Annotated in this window: 14 protein-coding genes; 3 read left to right on the forward strand and 11 right to left on the reverse strand. The window is 45.8% G+C overall.

All coding sequences use genetic code 11. From position 1 onward, the window contains the following. Positions 1–123: 123 nt before the first annotated feature. The 3 genes from BacF7301_RS06635 (at position 124) to recO (ending at position 3,105) form a co-directional block, all read left to right on the forward strand. The gene (locus tag BacF7301_RS06635; protein WP_167961368.1) at positions 124–1,062 is read left to right on the forward strand and encodes a hypothetical protein; all 939 of its coding nucleotides are present in this window, start codon (positions 124–126) and stop codon (positions 1,060–1,062) included. Then, the gene (locus BacF7301_RS06640; RefSeq protein ID WP_167961370.1) at positions 1,059–2,252 is read left to right on the forward strand and encodes an acyloxyacyl hydrolase; all 1,194 of its coding nucleotides are present in this window, start codon (positions 1,059–1,061) and stop codon (positions 2,250–2,252) included. Before BacF7301_RS06635 ends, BacF7301_RS06640 begins: the two co-directional genes overlap by 4 nt. A gap of 124 nt (positions 2,253–2,376) precedes the next feature. Further along, the gene (gene recO, locus BacF7301_RS06645; RefSeq protein WP_167961372.1) at positions 2,377–3,105 is read left to right on the forward strand and encodes a DNA repair protein RecO; all 729 of its coding nucleotides are present in this window, start codon (positions 2,377–2,379) and stop codon (positions 3,103–3,105) included. A 246-nt stretch (positions 3,106–3,351) separates the two neighbouring features. Here the strand turns inward: recO and BacF7301_RS06650 are convergent, their stop codons facing one another. The 11 genes from BacF7301_RS06650 to BacF7301_RS06700 form a co-directional block, all read right to left on the reverse strand. Continuing rightward, entirely contained in the window at positions 3,352–3,801 is a 450-nt protein-coding gene (locus BacF7301_RS06650; protein WP_167961374.1) for a GatB/YqeY domain-containing protein, read from the reverse strand. A 29-nt stretch (positions 3,802–3,830) separates the two neighbouring features. Beyond that, complete coding sequence (ftsZ, locus tag BacF7301_RS06655; protein WP_167961375.1) at positions 3,831–5,141, reverse strand: cell division protein FtsZ; 1,311 nt, start codon at positions 5,139–5,141, stop codon at positions 3,831–3,833. A gap of 39 nt (positions 5,142–5,180) precedes the next feature. Further along, a complete protein-coding gene (gene ftsA, locus BacF7301_RS06660) occupies positions 5,181–6,635 on the reverse strand; it encodes a cell division protein FtsA (protein ID WP_167961377.1) in 1,455 nt (484 codons plus the stop codon). A 78-nt stretch (positions 6,636–6,713) separates the two neighbouring features. Further along, positions 6,714–7,451: a cell division protein FtsQ/DivIB gene (locus tag BacF7301_RS06665; protein WP_167961379.1), complete on the reverse strand. Its 738-nt coding sequence runs from the start codon at positions 7,449–7,451 to the stop codon at positions 6,714–6,716. Positions 7,452–7,456: 5 nt separating this feature from the next. Beyond that, entirely contained in the window at positions 7,457–8,833 is a 1,377-nt protein-coding gene (locus BacF7301_RS06670) for a UDP-N-acetylmuramate--L-alanine ligase (protein ID WP_167961381.1), read from the reverse strand. A 29-nt stretch (positions 8,834–8,862) separates the two neighbouring features. Next, complete coding sequence (locus BacF7301_RS06675; protein WP_167961382.1) at positions 8,863–9,249, reverse strand: GxxExxY protein; 387 nt, start codon at positions 9,247–9,249, stop codon at positions 8,863–8,865. A gap of 41 nt (positions 9,250–9,290) precedes the next feature. Next, positions 9,291–10,409, reverse strand: a complete 1,119-nt coding sequence (gene murG / locus BacF7301_RS06680) for an undecaprenyldiphospho-muramoylpentapeptide beta-N-acetylglucosaminyltransferase (RefSeq protein ID WP_167967129.1) — start codon at positions 10,407–10,409, stop codon at positions 9,291–9,293. 53 nt (positions 10,410–10,462) lie between these two features. Continuing rightward, the gene (locus BacF7301_RS06685) at positions 10,463–11,788 is read right to left on the reverse strand and encodes an FtsW/RodA/SpoVE family cell cycle protein (RefSeq protein WP_167961384.1); all 1,326 of its coding nucleotides are present in this window, start codon (positions 11,786–11,788) and stop codon (positions 10,463–10,465) included. Between the two features lie 37 nt (positions 11,789–11,825). Next, a complete protein-coding gene (murD, locus tag BacF7301_RS06690; protein WP_167961386.1) occupies positions 11,826–13,160 on the reverse strand; it encodes a UDP-N-acetylmuramoyl-L-alanine--D-glutamate ligase in 1,335 nt (444 codons plus the stop codon). A gap of 183 nt (positions 13,161–13,343) precedes the next feature. Beyond that, positions 13,344–14,612: a phospho-N-acetylmuramoyl-pentapeptide-transferase gene (gene mraY / locus BacF7301_RS06695; RefSeq protein ID WP_167961388.1), complete on the reverse strand. Its 1,269-nt coding sequence runs from the start codon at positions 14,610–14,612 to the stop codon at positions 13,344–13,346. A 54-nt stretch (positions 14,613–14,666) separates the two neighbouring features. Continuing rightward, a complete protein-coding gene (locus BacF7301_RS06700) occupies positions 14,667–16,115 on the reverse strand; it encodes a UDP-N-acetylmuramoyl-L-alanyl-D-glutamate--2,6-diaminopimelate ligase (protein ID WP_167961389.1) in 1,449 nt (482 codons plus the stop codon). Positions 16,116–16,121: the final 6 nt, after the last annotated feature.

Below are 16,121 nucleotides of genomic sequence, written 5' to 3' on the forward strand. Positions count from 1 at the left end.
TTAATCGGATTTTATTTAGGGAATTTTCTCTCACAGGATTAGATTTTTAACTGAATGCGCAGTCTTATGTTTTAAAATATATACTACTTTTGTCCCCAACGAAAACGACAAAAGGACAATGGCATGAAAAAGTGCATAGACTTAACAGCATATCTTCTTATTCTATTGGTATTTTATAGTTGCAACGGGGATGTATTTGTTGACGATTTCCGCTCTTCCGATTCCGAACTGACTTTGGATGGGAACGGTGATGTCGCGGTAATCCGGTTTGCGTCTTCCAATTGGGATTTATTAATTTATACTCATAGTGATAACTTCTCTTATCCATATAAAATCTATGATGTGGACGGCAACCTGACGACAACGGGAGAAGTTCCATATCTGGAAGGATTGGGGAAAATTGTGTGTGATGAAGAATTGACAGGTTTCACCATAGAACGCAGTAATTCCAAAGAATTGAAGATTACAGTGGACGAGAATGCCCGCTCCATTCACTTCCAATTTATGATTATGGTAGGCAATGAATATGAGTACCAAGAAATTTATGTTGATATTTCACCGTCGGACAGATATGTGTTCGATCGTATCACTTACTCTTTGGATGCGTATTCCTATAAACGCGAAACATACACACTAAAGGATTTCGTGCAAACTAACAGTTCGGATATTTTTTATTCTCATGTATGGTTTCCATACGAGAATGCTCGCTATGAAGTGGCATTCGGAAGTAATAGGTCCGAAGCTTTTCAATTACTGGGAAAAGATAATTTGACAGTAGAGATACCAAGTCTGGAAGACGGGCGTTTGGGTATGAATGGCAAACAGGCGCAATATACTTCCATGCAGCAAACATTGCCTTTTCCTAACACGGAACAAGTAGAAGTTCCTATTCCACCTAATTCTATTCAGCATATTATTCTGAAGATGGATTATGAATGGTTTGAAACGGAATATACTCTCTATGCCACTCAACCCAAGACGGGGAAACAACGAATCATAACCGGCATGTTACAAAGTAAAATTCCTGGAAAATATTACCTAATACGCGAAAACCTAAAATGACTGGAAATATGAATACCGGACGGTTACTGTATATTATTTGCCTGCTGTCGCTCCTGGCAGTTGGCGGAAAATTGAAGGCGCAGATAGTTGAGAAACATAGGATAGGTTTGGACATTCGTCCGGGCTATGTTGTTCCGACAAACAGTTTTCTCGAAGGAGATAATTTGCAGCAGAAAACCATCGAACAATCGCTCTCCCTGCATCTGAAGTATGCTTTCCAGTTTAGTAAAGATTCCAATTTGGGCAGAATGTATCCTCATGCTTATCAGGGGATTGGAGTTTCGTATAATACTTTTCACTGCCCTGCCGAATTAGGAAACCCGGTGACGGTATATGCTTTTCAAGGTGCACCCATAGTACGACTTTCGTCCCGTCTGTCATTCGATTATGAGTGGAATTTCGGAGCTTCTTTCGGTTGGAAGAAATATGATGAACAATACAATCCGCAGAATGAGGTTATCGGCTCTAAAATTAATGCATATATCAATTTGGGGCTTCTTCTGAACTGGCAGTTTCATCCGCAATGGAGACTGGCGGCAGGTGTGGACTTAACGCATTTCTCCAATGGAAATACTCATTATCCCAATGGGGGACTCAATATTATCGGTGGGAAAGTAGGCATTGTACGCACCTTTGGCGATACGGATGGTGCGTTCGAGGGAATAGTTCCCAAACGATTGTTCATAAAGCCGCACGTCAGTTATGATTTGGTGTTATATGGTGCGACTCGCAAAAGGGGATTCGTTAAAGACAATGTACCGAGTTTGGTGCCCGGTTCGTTTGGTATCGCGGGGCTCAATTTTGCTCCGATGTATAATTTCAATAACTATTTCCGAGCGGGACTTTCTGTGGATGCGCAGTATGACGAAAGCGCTAATATCAAGGATTATAAACTGGAAGGAAGCTATCAGGACGATATAAAGTTCCATCGTCCTCCTTTCCGCGAGCAATTTGCGGTGGGGCTGTCCCTTCGCGCGGAACTGGTGATGCCGATTTTCTCAATCAATGCCGGACTTGGACGAAACTTGGTATGCCGTGGAGATGATACGAACGGTTTCTATCAGATTCTGGCTCTCAAGACTTACGTCACGCGCCATTTGTTTCTGCATGTGGGATACCAGTTGAGCAAGTTCAAAGACCCTAATAATCTGATGTTAGGGGTAGGATATAGATTCCATGATAAAAGGTGAATAAATTCATTCAGGGTGAATAACAAAAGTAGTTGTTTTTTAGGTTGTTAATGCTTATGAAAAGTCTCTGATTACCTTGTATTTTTTGTAATTTTGTTCCGGATTGATAATGAAGTGGTCTGTTATGTTGCAAAAAACAAAAGGAATAGTTCTACATACGTTAAAATATAATGATACGTCCATCATTGTAGATATGTACACGGAATTGTCCGGAAGGGCTTCTTTCCTTGTAGCAGTACCTCGTTCGCGAAAGGCGGCAGTAAAGTCCGTCCTGTTCCAGCCATTATCTTTTATTGAATTTGAAGCGGATTACAGACCGAACACGACTCTCTATCGTGTGAAGGAAGCGAAATCTTTTTATCCTTTTTCTTCCATTCCTTATGACCCGTACAAGTCTGCGATGGCACTTTTCCTCGCGGAGTTCCTTTATCGTGCTATCCGCGAAGAAGCTGAAAACCGTCCTTTGTTTGCCTATTTGCAACATTCTATTATCTGGCTGGATGAGTGCAGCGAAGGTTTTGCCAATTTCCATTTAGTTTTCCTGATGCGTCTTTCCCGCTTTCTGGGACTTTATCCCAATCTCGAAGATTATCATACCGGCGATTATTTCGACTTGCTGAATGCTTGCTTCACTTCGATTCGTCCCCAACTACATTCATCTTATATCAAGCCCGATGAGGCGGGGCGTCTTCGCCGACTAATGCGTATGAATTATGAGACGATGCATCTTTTCGGCCTGAGTCGTGCGGAACGTACCCGATGCCTGGCGACTATAAATGATTATTATAGCTTGCATTTGCCGGACTTCCCGGCTTTAAAATCACTGGAAGTACTGAAGGAATTATTTGACTAAGGCTGCTAAAGTTCGCCATCCTTGAGGATAGTTTCTTTTTCCCGGCTCTAAACACTTTGTTTCCCGGCTTGAAACTATTTGATAAAAAATAAGGTGACAATAGAAAGCACGTAACCTTTCTATTATCACCTTATTATCACTGTCTATTGTCACTCTAAGATTGCTGATTACCAATAGAATGGCTTAAAAAAATGACAAGTGACAATAAAAACAGCATGAAACTTTTTGTGTAGAGTCGTGGGAAAGTTATCCCAAAAGTTCTTTCACTTTTGCGGAGATGGCACGTCCTTCTGCAAGGCCAGCCAACTTCTTGGAAGCAACTCCCATCACTTTACCCATATCCTTACCGCTGGTAGCACCTACCTCGGCGATGATTTCCTTCAATGCAGCTTCCAATTCTTCGGCAGACATTTGTTTAGGCAAGAATTTTTCCATAACGGCTACCTGACCCAATTCCACGTCAGCCAAATCCTGACGACCCTGTCCGATATAGATTTCAGCAGAATCTTTTCCTTGTTTTACTAATTTCTGAATGATTTTGAGAGCTGCATCATCCGTCAATGTATCATTAGCTCCCGGAGCAGTCTTTGCTTCCAGGAAAAACTTCTTTATATTTCTCAAAGTTTCCAAGGCAACTTTGTCTTTTGCCTTCATTGCGGTTTTAATGTCTTCGCTGACTTGTTCGAATAAATCCATATCTTTATATGTTTATATGTTATGAGTTATCAGAAAGTGATGACACCGTTATCGTCTGTCGCTTCTTCCGTCGCTACTTCCTCTTCAAGAGCCGCTTTCGTGCGAATCTTAGTCAGAGTCGTCTTGTCACGCATATACGTAGGAGAGTCCTCTACCATGGCGATGATGTCGTCGTTGTCCAAATCTTCCGTGTTGAAGAGATAGATATGGCGACGTTTGCGGAGACTCTTGCTTCCGATGTTGCTGGCACTTTCGCCGTATGCCTTGCGGATACGCTCTTTGTTCTTTTCTTTCTCTTCTTCCAGTTGCAACTGGCGTTCTTCTTCTTCCTGACTGCGTGCGGCATGCAGAGTATCCATTCCGGGAACGTCTTCCACACCGAATCCGGTGGCCAGTACGGTAATCTTTACTCTTGATTCCAGAGAATTGTCGATGGCAACACCCCAGATTACTTCCACACCTTCGCGGAATTTGCTCATGAACTCGTGAATCTCGTTCATTTCCTCCATCATCAGTTCCGACGACGGGCAGAAAGATACGTTCAGCATAACCTTCTTGGCGTTGAAGATATCATTATTATTGAGCAATGGAGAATGGAGAGCATCGTCTATGGCCTTGGTGACACGGTTTTCTCCTTCGCCGAATCCGGTACTCATGATGGCTACGCCACCATCTTTCAGGATGGTCTTGACGTCGGCAAAGTCCAGGTTGACCGTACCACGCATGGTGATAATCTCGGCAATGCTCTTGGCGGCAATCGAGAGGGTATCATCGGCTTTGCCGAAGGCGTTCATAAAGGTAAGGTCGGCATATATTTCGCGCAGGCGTTCGTTGTTGATAACCAGCAGGGCATCAACGTGCTGGGCGATGCGTTCCACACCGTCCAGTGCCTGGATGATTTTCTTTTCTCCTTCGAAGATAAAGGGGATGGTGACGATACCGACAGTCAGGATATCCATTTCCTTCGCAATGCGGGCAATGACAGGGGCGGCTCCGGTTCCGGTTCCTCCTCCCATTCCGGCGGTGATGAATACCATCTTGGTGCCGTCATTCAGTTGGCTTTTGATATCTTCTATACTTTCTTCGGCGGCGTCGCGTGCCCGTTCGGGACGGTTGCCGGCTCCAAGCCCTTGGGTGATGCTACGGCCCAGTTGCAGTTTCACCGGGACGGGTGATTCGGCTAACGCCTGGTTGTCCGTGTTGCAAAGAACGAACGTTACATCATGGATACCTTCCCGGTACATGTGGTTTACAGCGTTACCACCACCACCACCTACACCAATCACTTTGATGATTTTCGGTGAATCTGTCGGGAAATCGAATTGTACTATCTCGTCCATATCCTATCTATTTTTATTTATCACTAAAACACTAATCACTTACTTCATATCGTCGTCGGAGAAGATTTCTTTCGTCAGCGAGTCAATCTTACGCTGAATCCAGCTCGGGCCGGCTTCTCTTTTCCGTCTTTCTTTCTCTTCCTTCTCCTTCTGCTTACGAAGCTTTTCCGCTTCTTTGGCTGCTGTCTTCGCTTCCCGTTCTTCCTCCTCTTTTTTAAGCCGGGCGATGCGGGCTTGCTCTTTCAGTTCCTGGTCGTCCTCAAACATATCTACCGTTTTGTGGACTTCTGCCGGTTCCGGTTTGGAAGTTGCCGGAGCGGGAGCAGGTTGCGGAGCGGTTTCTGTCAGACAGCAGTTCTGGTTTCCTTCAAACAGAAGTCCGAACAGTGTGTTCTGCGAACCGTCTTTTTTCAGGATATTGCTTGGGGCATGAACTGTGTTGCGAGGAAGTTTCGCAATCCGTATTTTCTCTACTTTACTACGTTTGCGCAGCATTTCCTCGATATTCTTCAAGTTGGCGGTTCCTCCCGTCAGGATGATTCCTGCCAGCAGTTTATCATCAAATCCGGATAGCTGTACCTGGTTCCATACGTTGGCGATGATTTCTTCGGCACGGGCTTCGATGATATTGTTGAGGTCGGCTACTTTGAGGGTACGACTGTCATCGTCCAGTTTGCAGGTAGCTTCTTCTTGTTCCGGGTCTTCCTCGTAGAGGACGTCACCATAGGCTTTCTTCAGGCGTTCCGCTTCTTCTTCCTCCATTTGCAGGGTGGTGATGTCGCGCGTGATGCTGTTGCCACCTAGCGGCAGTACGGTCAGGAAGCGGAGAATGTTGTTCTTGTAAACAGAGATGGTGGTCGTGTCTGCGCCGAGGTCGATGAGTGCGCAACCCGAACGGCGTTCGCTTTCTGTCAGTACGGCGTTGGCTGTAACGAGTGGAGCAATCAGTTGGTCGGCAATGTCGATTTTAGCCTGCTGGAAACAGTGTTCCAGATTTTTCCGTACGGAAGCGCGGGCAACGATATTGAGGAAACGGCCTTCGATATGGCTTCCTACCAGTCCAACGGGATTGGCTTGCAGGTTATTGCCTACCTTATATTCCTGTGGCGCTACGTCCAGTATATCCATATCGACTACCGGGATGGCGATATTCTCGTCGCCGATAGCGCTTACGAGCTCTTCCGATATGATGGCTTCATCTTCCAGGTCGCGACTTACTACGTTGCGGACTGTGCGGAGTGACTGTCCGCCGATGCCTACATATACTTTGGCAATTGAGTTTTTCAACTCACCTTCCAGTCTGTTGATGATAGAAGTAAGGCTTTGTGCCGTTTTGTCCAGGTTAAAGATTACTCCCTTACGGATGAACGTAGAAGAGTCTTCCTGGGCATATGCCAATACCTGCATACTTCCGTCACTGTTCTTTCTTCCGGCCACACCGGTTATCTTCGATGAACCAAGTTCAATAGCGGCGATAAATTCTGTTGTTGCCATCTCTTTATTTACAATTTAATTATTTACAATTTACTATTTAGAGAGACTTGTCACTCATCACTCATAATCTATTACTCATCACTCTCTCTTTGTGCAGATAATTTGGTTACTGAACTCAAGATTGATACGTGAATACTTGTTCCAGCCTACCTGGTTGAGTCCTTTCTTATAGAATTCTTTCAGGCGTGCCAGTTTGTTTTCAAAGTTTTCCAGTTTTCCCAGATAGATAAGGTGGTCGCCTACACGCGGCACTAATTCGATACTGCGGTCGGACAGCACATGAATTTGTTCTATCTGGGCATCCCAGAACTTATTGTTATGCAAAAATACACCAAACTTATATAAATCCTTCATTGCAAACGACTTTTCTACGTTTCCGGTGACAATTACCCGGTGTGCGACACATTTTGCCTCCGGTGGCATGACGGTTCCTTTGTTGTCGAGATAGTAATTCTCACCGTTGGCACTCATCACCCGCAGGATAGGAATACGCTGTGTCACCTCCACGCAGACTTTGCCGCTTGGAGTCTTGTAACATTCTGCTTCATCAATCAACGGATGCTTACTTAACTCCCGTTCCAACGACTTGGTGGAGATGCGCTCCATCTTTTTCCCGATGGGATAGATACCTTTATGCTGAAGGATACCTTTCAATTCGTCCTTGGTGATGAAGCCGGCGTAAGCTGTATCCTTGATAACCAGTTCCATGTCACGGCAGGTCTGGTCTGCAGGCTTGCGGTTGAAGGCGCTGATAGCTACGACGAGGTAGGCTATAAGCATCAGCATGACGATGGACAGAAGGATTCTCTTTACCATAAGCTTTATCGGTTTTCGAGGATTTTACAAATCCCGGGGACATAGTTGTCGATGTCACCGGCTCCCAAAGTTATTAATACTTCAATGTTTTTATCTTTCAGAATGTTCAGTATATCTTCCTTTTTGCACATACTTTTTTCGATGCCGGGGCGTAGATTGTCATAGATTAACTGACTGGTGACGCCGGGAATCGGTGCTTCGCGTGCCGGGTAGATGTCTACAAGGATTACTTCATCGAGCAGCGAGAGGCTGTCGGCAAAGTCCTGATAGAAGTCACGCGTACGGGAGTAAAGATGCGGCTGGAAGATGGCTGTGATTTTCTTGTCTTTGTAAAGCTCACGCATAGACAGTACGCTCTGTTTGATTTCAGAGGGGTGGTGTGCGTAGTCGCTTAGGAAGACAATGCGGTCGTTCTTGATTTTGAAATCGAACCGGCGGTCTACTCCGCGGAAACTGGCCATTCCTCTTTTAATCTCCTCGGCAGTCACTCCGTTCAGGTACGCCAGTGCCATGGCAGCTACGCCATTCTCAATGTTGATGCTTACCGGGACTCCCAGTTGGATGTCATTGATGCGGGTGTCCGGGGCTACAAAGTCGATGAATATCTCTCCGTTGCCGATGCGGATGTTCTCTGCGTGGAAATCGCCTTCGTCACGTGAATAGGTGTAGACACGTACGCCGGGCTGCACTTTCGGTTGCAGGGAGATGCCTTTGCGGATTATCAATGCACCGCCCGGTTGGATAAGGGTGGTGTAATGTTCGAAGCTTTCCAGATAGGCTTCCGCTGTTCCATAGATGTCGAGATGGTCGGGGTCTGTCGAGGTGATGACGGACATAAATGGCGACAGCCAGTGGAAGGAGCGGTCGAACTCGTCGGCTTCGATAACCGTGTAGGGGCTTTTCTGGGAAAGCAGCAGGTTTGTTCCGTAGTTCTTCGAGATTCCGCCGAGGAAAGCGGTACATTCTACGTGTGACTGGTGGAACAGATGGGCGGTCATGATAGAAGTGGTGGTCTTGCCATGAGTACCGGCTACGCACAGGCCTTTGCTCGAATGGGTAATTGTGCCCAATACCTGGGCGCGTTTCTGTATTTCGAATCCGTTGTTGCGGAAATAGACTAATTCTTCGTGTTCCTGCGGAACGGCGGGAGTGAATATGACGAGGGTGCTTTCCTTGTCCTTACAGGCTTCCGGAATCAGGCCGACGTTTTCTTCGTAATGTATTTGTGCGCCTTCGGCGATTAGTGTTTCAGTCAATGGAGTAGGGGTGCGGTCGTATCCTGCCACTACTTTTCCTTTGAAGAGGAAGTAACGTACAAGCGCACTCATACCGATGCCGCCGGCACCAACGAAGTAGACTGATTTTATTGTTTCGATATTCATTTCTTTTTATTTTTTATTTTAGGCACGGATTACACGGATTTCACGGTTTCATGATGTGTCAGTATTTTACGTTTTATCTCTGCTGTTACACCAAAATTTAGTAATAAACCAACTTCTATTCCTGTTGCTTTTAGATAATTTACTAATTGCCATTCATGTTCTGGACGAAGAGTTGTTACTGCTTTTAATTCAAGAATGATTTCATTATTTACTATCATATCTGCAATATACCTTCCAACAACTTCACCTTTATAATATACTTTCATCTCTTTTTGAGTTTGGCAAAAGAGTCCTCTTCTTAAGAGTTCCTTATAAAGTGCATTTTGATAGACCTGCTCTAGGAATCCGAATCCTAATGTGCTATGTACCTCATAAAAAGCATTTATAATTTCTTTTGTCAATTTCTCGTGTATCATTCTTAAACCGTGTAATCCGCGTAATCCGTGCCTAATTATTATTATTTATCTATTTCTGCCAGCTTTATTACCTCTTGGGCGATGATTCTCGCTGAATCGGGTAAGGCTAACCTGGCGATATTTTCACTTAGCTCTTTTAGTTTCTGCTCGTCGTTAACGGTGGATAAGGCTACATCCATCAAAATGCTTTCCGCTTCGCTGTCTTTGACGTAGATGGCTGCCTGTTTGTTTACCAGTGCTAACGCATTCTTAGTCTGATGGTCTTCCGCCACATTGGGCGAAGGCACCAGGACGACCGGTTTATGCAAAAGGCAGAACTCTGAGATTGACCCTGCTCCTGCACGGGAGATAACGAGGTCGGCGGCTGCATAAGCGGCTGCCATGTCTTTGATGAAATCCGTCACGTACAGGTTCGGGAGTTCTCCTGCCGCTTTCACGGCTTCGGTCACTTGCGGATAATAGTATTTTCCTGTTTGCCAGATGAACTGCACGTCACTGTTCTCTTTGATAGTCGTTAGTCCGGCTGTCAGCGTATTGTTAATGGTGCGTGCTCCCAAGCTACCGCCTACGATGAGGATTGTTTTTTTATTCGGTTGCAGATTGAATGAACGCAATGCGTCTTCCTTGGACGGCATCTCTTTAGTCAGATTCTGTCGCACCGGATTGCCTGTCATAATGATTTTATCCGCAGGGAAGAACTTTTCCATTCCATCATAAGCTACGCAAATAGCTTTTGCTTTCTGTGCCAGTAGTTTATTGGTTACTCCGGCATATGAGTTTTGCTCCTGTATCAGAGTAGGGACGCCCATCATTCCGGCAGTCTTTAAGGTCGGCCCACTGGCGTAACCGCCTACACCTACCGCCACTTGCGGGCGGAAGTTCTTGATAACTTTCCGGGCTTTCCACTGGCTGCGTATCAGTTTGATTACTACCGATACGTTTTTCCATAAATGCTTACGGTCGAAGCCGGCTATCGGCAGACCGATAATCTGATAGCCTGCATCGGGAACCCGTTGCATCTCCATACGTCCTTCTGCCCCTACAAAGAGTATTTTTGCGTCGGGACGCAGTTCCATTATAGCGTTCGCAATGGAGACAGCAGGAAAGATATGTCCTCCTGTGCCCCCACCGCTAATAATAATTCTAAGTTCTTTTTCCATCATAATCCTTTCTTTCTATCCGTTGTTCACCCTTTCCGATGCACCTTCGTCCGTTAACTGTTCTTGTTTATATCGTTCTCGTCTTCGAACTTGGCATCGCTGTTCAGAATCTGCGCGGTCGGTTCGGCGGCAGTTTGTGCTTCGGAATTGGCTGCTGCATCTGTTGCTATCTGCAACTGAAGCTGTGCGTCATGCTCTTTCTGTTCTTCCAGATGAGCGGTATATCGGCTTACACTTAATATCATACCGATATAAGCGCAGTTGATTAATGTACTTGTTCCTCCCTTGCTGACTAATGGCAGCGGTTGTCCTGTGACAGGGAATAATCCGACTGCTACCATCATATTCAATATCGCTTGCGATACTAATAATAACGCAATGCCCATGACCAGGAAAGCGGGGAAAGTGCGTTCGCACTTCTGGGCGATTTTTCCCGCTCGATACAGCAGGCATAAATAGAAGAATACAACGAATATCCCTCCTATCAACCCTAGTTCCTCGATGATAATGGCGAAAATGAAATCGGAGAATGCCTGGCTCAGGAAGTCGCGTTGTACGGAGTTTCCCGGGCCTTTGCCGACTACATTGCTGGTGGCAATGGCGATACGGGCATGAGCTATCTGTGCGTCTTTATCAATATCGAATTTGGCGGCAGGCACTTCTTCTTTCTCGAAGAAACCGGAAACACGGTTTTGCCAAGTCTCGAAGCGGTGAAGGCCGGGAGTGCTATGTAGTGTCTTTGCGGGGATAGCCATTAATATGCCTACGGCTACTCCACCCAGGAGTGCCATGATTCCCAACATTCCGAACAGTTTTTTGGAAGATACCCGTCCGATGAACATCATCATACATACCACGCCGAATAGCAGCATGGCTGTCGAAAGGTTCTCCGGTGCGATAAGCAGAAAGACGAGTCCGGTGAGAATCATGATATATTTAAAGGCGCTCGGATTGGCTCCATATTCGTCCTGCCGCTTGGACAGGATGAAGGAGACGGCAATAATAACAGCCATCTTTGCCAGTTCCGAAGGCTGAAATTGCAACCCCATAAAGGTCATCCAGCGGGCGGCTCCGTTGACACGGTCGCCTGTGATGATACCCATCAATGTGACGAATGCCAGTAGCACCAGGGAAATCGGGTACAGGAAGACTGGAAATACCTGAAACCATTTGTAGGGTACGTTGTGCAGAAATACCACTACTACGGCACCTACCATAAGAATGATAGAGTGTTGCGTAATCGGTCCCCAATGGTCGCCGCTTTTGTAAGTCAGCGTCGATGCTGCCGAGAACACCTCGACAATCGAGATGAGGCAGAGACAGAGGAAGATAATCCAGATTACCTTGTCGCCTTTGAATATGTTCTTTAATAAATCCACTTCGTTACTCTCTAATTACTTATCCGTTAAACGTTATCTAAAGTTCTCTCACGCATTGCTTGAACTGGTCGCCGCGGTCTTCGTAGCTCTTGAAGAGGTCGAAAGAAGCGCAGCAAGGGCTTAATAATACGGTTTCACCTTTCTTCGCCAGTTTGTAGGCTGCTTCTACGGCATCCTTCATTCCGGTTTGCACGTCTGCCACGGGCAGGCCGAGACGGTCGAAGAACTCGTGAAGTTTCTCGTTGTGCAGTCCCATATATACGAGAGCCGAACATTTCTCACGTACCAGGTCTTCAATTTCCGTATAATCGTTTCCTTTATCTTTCCCGCCAAGAATCAGGACCGTTTTGGTAGTCATGCTTTGCAGGGCATACCAGCAGGAGTTGACGTTCGTGGCTTTCGAGTCGTTGATAAAATCAATTCCGCGGACACGCGCCACTTTTTCCAGGCGGTGCTCTACCCCTTTGAAGTCGGAGAGGGCTTTGCGGATATTCTCTTTGGCGATACCTGCCAGGTTGGCTGAGATGCCGGCTGCCAGAGAGTTGTATAAGTTATGTTGTCCTGTCAAAGCCAGTTCTTCCTGTTCCATGTTGAAGGCAATCGGTTCGTTGATTTTCACTTCATGGTCTTCAACGTAGGCGATGGCTCCATCCTCTTTCACTGCGGCGAAAGGATACAGGTGTGCTTTCAGACCGTGCTTTGCGAGCTCGTGTTTGATAATCGGGTCATCATTCCAGAAAATAAAGGCATCGTCCGGTGTTTGATTTTGAGTGATGCGGAATTTGGCGTCGATATAATTCTGCATACAGTGGTCGTAACGGTCGAGGTGGTCGGGAGTGATGTTCATCAATACGGCGATGTTCGCACGGAAATTATACATATTATCCAACTGGAAAGAACTCAGTTCGATAATATAATAGTCATGATGTTCTTCGGCTACCTGTAAAGCCAGGCTCTTGCCGATATTGCCTGCCAAACCTACATTCAGGTCTGCACTCTTGAAAATATGGTAAATCAAGGAAGTCGTAGTCGTCTTCCCGTTGGAACCGGTGATACAAATCATTTTGGCATCCGTATAGCGTCCGGCAAACTCAATCTCTGATATAACCGGAGTGCCTTGAGCTTTCAGTTTAAGGATGAGTGGGGCGTCATTCGGGATACCGGGGCTTTTGATGACCTCGTCGGCATTCAGAATGAGTTCTTCGGTGTGGTGTCCTTCTTCCCAGGCAATGTTGTGGCTGTCAAGAAGTTCCTTATACTTGTCCTTGATGGCGGACATATCCGAAACAAATGTCTCAAATCCTTTGACTTTGGCGAGTACGGCTGCACCTGCGCCGCTTTCGCCAGCTCCTAAAATTACTATTCTTTTCATCTACAATAATGTGCTCTTGTTTCCAATATGCTGAATTGCTTTATTAGTTGTGCACATCCTTTAAAAGTTAATAATCGGGTTAATACTCTCTATATTTTAATTAGGCACGGATTACGCGGATTTCACGGTTTTAAGAGATTACGCAGCTAAAACCGCGTTATCCGTGTAATCCGTGCCTCAATCCTATCTTATTTTTAGCGTTATAATTGTTATAGCTGCCAACACAATAGTTACAATCCAGAAGCGGATGGTAATTTTTGATTCGTGGAACAGTTGGTCGGGTTTGGTGAACTTCACTGTGCAGCCCGGTTCTATCAGACTCATAGAAGTACGGAAGTGGTCGTGAATCGGTGTCCGTTTGAACAGCCGTTGTTTCACTCCTTTCCGCTTTCCTGCCTTATAATAAGCCCGTTGCAGGATAACCGACAGGTTTTCTACGAGGAATACACCGCAAAGAATCGGTATCAGTAACTCTTTGTGGATGATAATGGCAAATACGGCGATGATACCGCCGATTGTCAGGCTACCAGTGTCACCCATGAATACTTGCGCCGGGTAAGCGTTGTACCACAGGAAGCCAATCATGGCACCGATAAAGGCACAGATATAGATTACCAGTTCTTCCGAGCCCGGGATATACATGATATTCAGATAACTTGCAAATTCGATGTGCGACGACACATAGGCCAATATACCTAGTGTGGCACCGATAATGGCGGAGTTTCCCGCGGCCATTCCGTCCATGCCGTCGTTCAGGTTGGCGCCGTTTGATACGGCGGCAACTACGATGATTGTGATAATAACAAACAATACCCAACCGGCTGCCTGAGCGTGTTCGCCCATGAAAGAAACCAAATCGGCATAGTCGAGGTTGTTACTCTTGAAGAAAGGAATGGTGGTTTGAGTCGATTTCAAGTCATTCGTTCCATGTATCACTTCCATTTCCTGTCCCGGAGTATGCACTTCGATGTTCTCGCGGATTACCACGTCCGGGCTTAAATATAGAGTAAGTCCGACGATTAAGCCTAAACCGACCTGTCCGATAATCTTGAATTTGCCATGCAATCCTTCCTTATCTTTCTTGAAGATTTTGATATAGTCGTCAGCGAACCCGAGTGAGCCCAGCCATACGGTGGTTATCAACATCAATATCATATATATGTTGCTCAGCTTGCCCAGTAACAGACATGGAATGAGAATGGCTACAATAATAATAACACCACCCATGCTTGGCACACCTATCTTGTTGACTCCGAACGGGTCTATTTTGGCATCACGCTGTGTTTCCGTGATTTGCTTCCTCTTTAGCAGGTTGATAAATTTATCTCCCCAGATACTTGAAATAAGTAGCGCGAGGATAACAGCCATTAAAGCACGGAATGAGGTGTAACCAAACATTCCCGCTCCGGGAAAATTGAGCTTATGCAGCCATTCGAACAGATAATATAGCATGATGAAATTTACTATTTTACAATTTACTATTTACAATTTACTATGCAGACGACGTTATTGGAATACCTCTTTGAGTACTTCCTTGTCGTCGAAGTGATGTTTCACTCCTTTTATCTCCTGGTAATTCTCGTGTCCTTTTCCGGCAACGAGTATTACGTCTCCTTTTTCTGCCAACATGCAAGCCGTGCGGATTGCTTCCTTACGGTCGGCAATGCTTAGTGTTTTCTTCATATCCTCGGCGTCGAGTCCTGCCAGCATATCATTGATAATATCCTGCGGCTCTTCAAAACGGGGATTATCCGAAGTGATGATGACACGGTCGCTGGCTCTGGCAGCTTCTTTCGCCATGATAGGGCGTTTACCCTTATCACGGTTGCCGCCTGCACCTACCACAGTGATAACCTTTCCTTTTCCTTCGAGTACTCCGTGTATGGCATTCAGCACATTGATAAGCGCGTCCGGCGTATGTGCATAATCCACAATCGCCGTAACACCCTTCGGTGAACGGACAGCGTCGAAACGCCCTGCCACCGGATGAAGTGTGCTAAGGGCGACAAGTACTTCTTCTTCCTTCTTACCCAGCAGAACCGCCGCTCCGAACACAGCCAATAAATTGGAAGCGTTGAACTTACCGATAAACTGAACAGCCAGTTCGTGATTGTTGAAATCAAGCAACATTCCTTCGAAATGAGATTCCAATACCCGGCCTTTGAAATCACTAAGACTTCTCAATGAATACGTATAAACCGTAGAGCGAGTATTCTGCGTCATTACCAATCCATTCTTATCATCGAGATTAGTAAGGCTGAACGCATTCTTCGGCATGTCGTCAAAGAACTTTTTCTTAGCTTTCAGATAGTTCTCCACTGTTTTATGATAGTCAAGATGGTCGCGTGTAAGATTGGTGAAGATGCCGCCTGCAAACTTCAATCCACTGATACGCTTCTGTGCAATGGAATGAGAGCTAACTTCCATAAACGCATATTTGCATCCTTCGTCCGCCATTCGTCCTAACAAGCGATTCAGTGTGATAGGGTCGGGCGTAGTATGCTCTGTCGGAATAGGCTCATTGTCAATATAGTTGCAAACGGTAGAGATAAGCCCCACCTTATATCCGAAATAGCGGAAAGTATCATATAATAAGGTAGCAATGGTTGTCTTGCCATTCGTTCCTGTGACGCCGACCAGTTCCAGTTTGGAAGTCGGGTCATCATAGAATGTAGTGGCAATCTTGCCTACCGCATCTTCGCTGTCCTTTACTTGTATATAAGTGATTCCCGCCACAGGTTCTTCCGGCATATCCTCGCAGAGGATAGCGATAGCTCCTTTATTAATGGCAGCAGGTATATAGGCATGACCGTCGGCTTGCGTGCCGCGCATAGCCATGAACAATTGTCCGGTTTCTACCAAACGGGAATCAATGTTGATTCCGGTGATTTCTATGTCTGAATTTCCGGCTATCTGTTCCGGCTGAATTGCTTTCAGTAACTTGCTTAGTAACATAGTCTC

Source organism: Bacteroides faecium, assembly GCF_012113595.1.
GTDB lineage: Bacteria > Bacteroidota > Bacteroidia > Bacteroidales > Bacteroidaceae > Bacteroides > Bacteroides faecium.

Coding starts and splice junctions, on each gene's coding strand:
- BacF7301_RS06700 (WP_167961389.1), bottom strand. CDS start 16,115: ATGTTACTAAGCAAGTTACTGAAAGCAATTCAGCCGGAACAGATAGCC.
- BacF7301_RS06665 (WP_167961379.1), bottom strand. CDS start 7,451: ATGGTAAAGAGAATCCTTCTGTCCATCGTCATGCTGATGCTTATAGCC.
- murG (WP_167967129.1), bottom strand. CDS start 10,409: ATGGAAAAAGAACTTAGAATTATTATTAGCGGTGGGGGCACAGGAGGA.
- recO (WP_167961372.1), top strand. CDS start 2,377: ATGTTGCAAAAAACAAAAGGAATAGTTCTACATACGTTAAAATATAAT.
- mraY (WP_167961388.1), bottom strand. CDS start 14,612: ATGCTATATTATCTGTTCGAATGGCTGCATAAGCTCAATTTTCCCGGA.
- BacF7301_RS06635 (WP_167961368.1), top strand. CDS start 124: ATGAAAAAGTGCATAGACTTAACAGCATATCTTCTTATTCTATTGGTA.
- BacF7301_RS06670 (WP_167961381.1), bottom strand. CDS start 8,833: ATGAATATCGAAACAATAAAATCAGTCTACTTCGTTGGTGCCGGCGGC.
- BacF7301_RS06650 (WP_167961374.1), bottom strand. CDS start 3,801: ATGGATTTATTCGAACAAGTCAGCGAAGACATTAAAACCGCAATGAAG.
- BacF7301_RS06640 (WP_167961370.1), top strand. CDS start 1,059: ATGACTGGAAATATGAATACCGGACGGTTACTGTATATTATTTGCCTG.
- ftsZ (WP_167961375.1), bottom strand. CDS start 5,141: ATGGACGAGATAGTACAATTCGATTTCCCGACAGATTCACCGAAAATC.
- murD (WP_167961386.1), bottom strand. CDS start 13,160: ATGAAAAGAATAGTAATTTTAGGAGCTGGCGAAAGCGGCGCAGGTGCA.
- BacF7301_RS06675 (WP_167961382.1), bottom strand. CDS start 9,249: ATGATACACGAGAAATTGACAAAAGAAATTATAAATGCTTTTTATGAG.
- ftsA (WP_167961377.1), bottom strand. CDS start 6,635: ATGGCAACAACAGAATTTATCGCCGCTATTGAACTTGGTTCATCGAAG.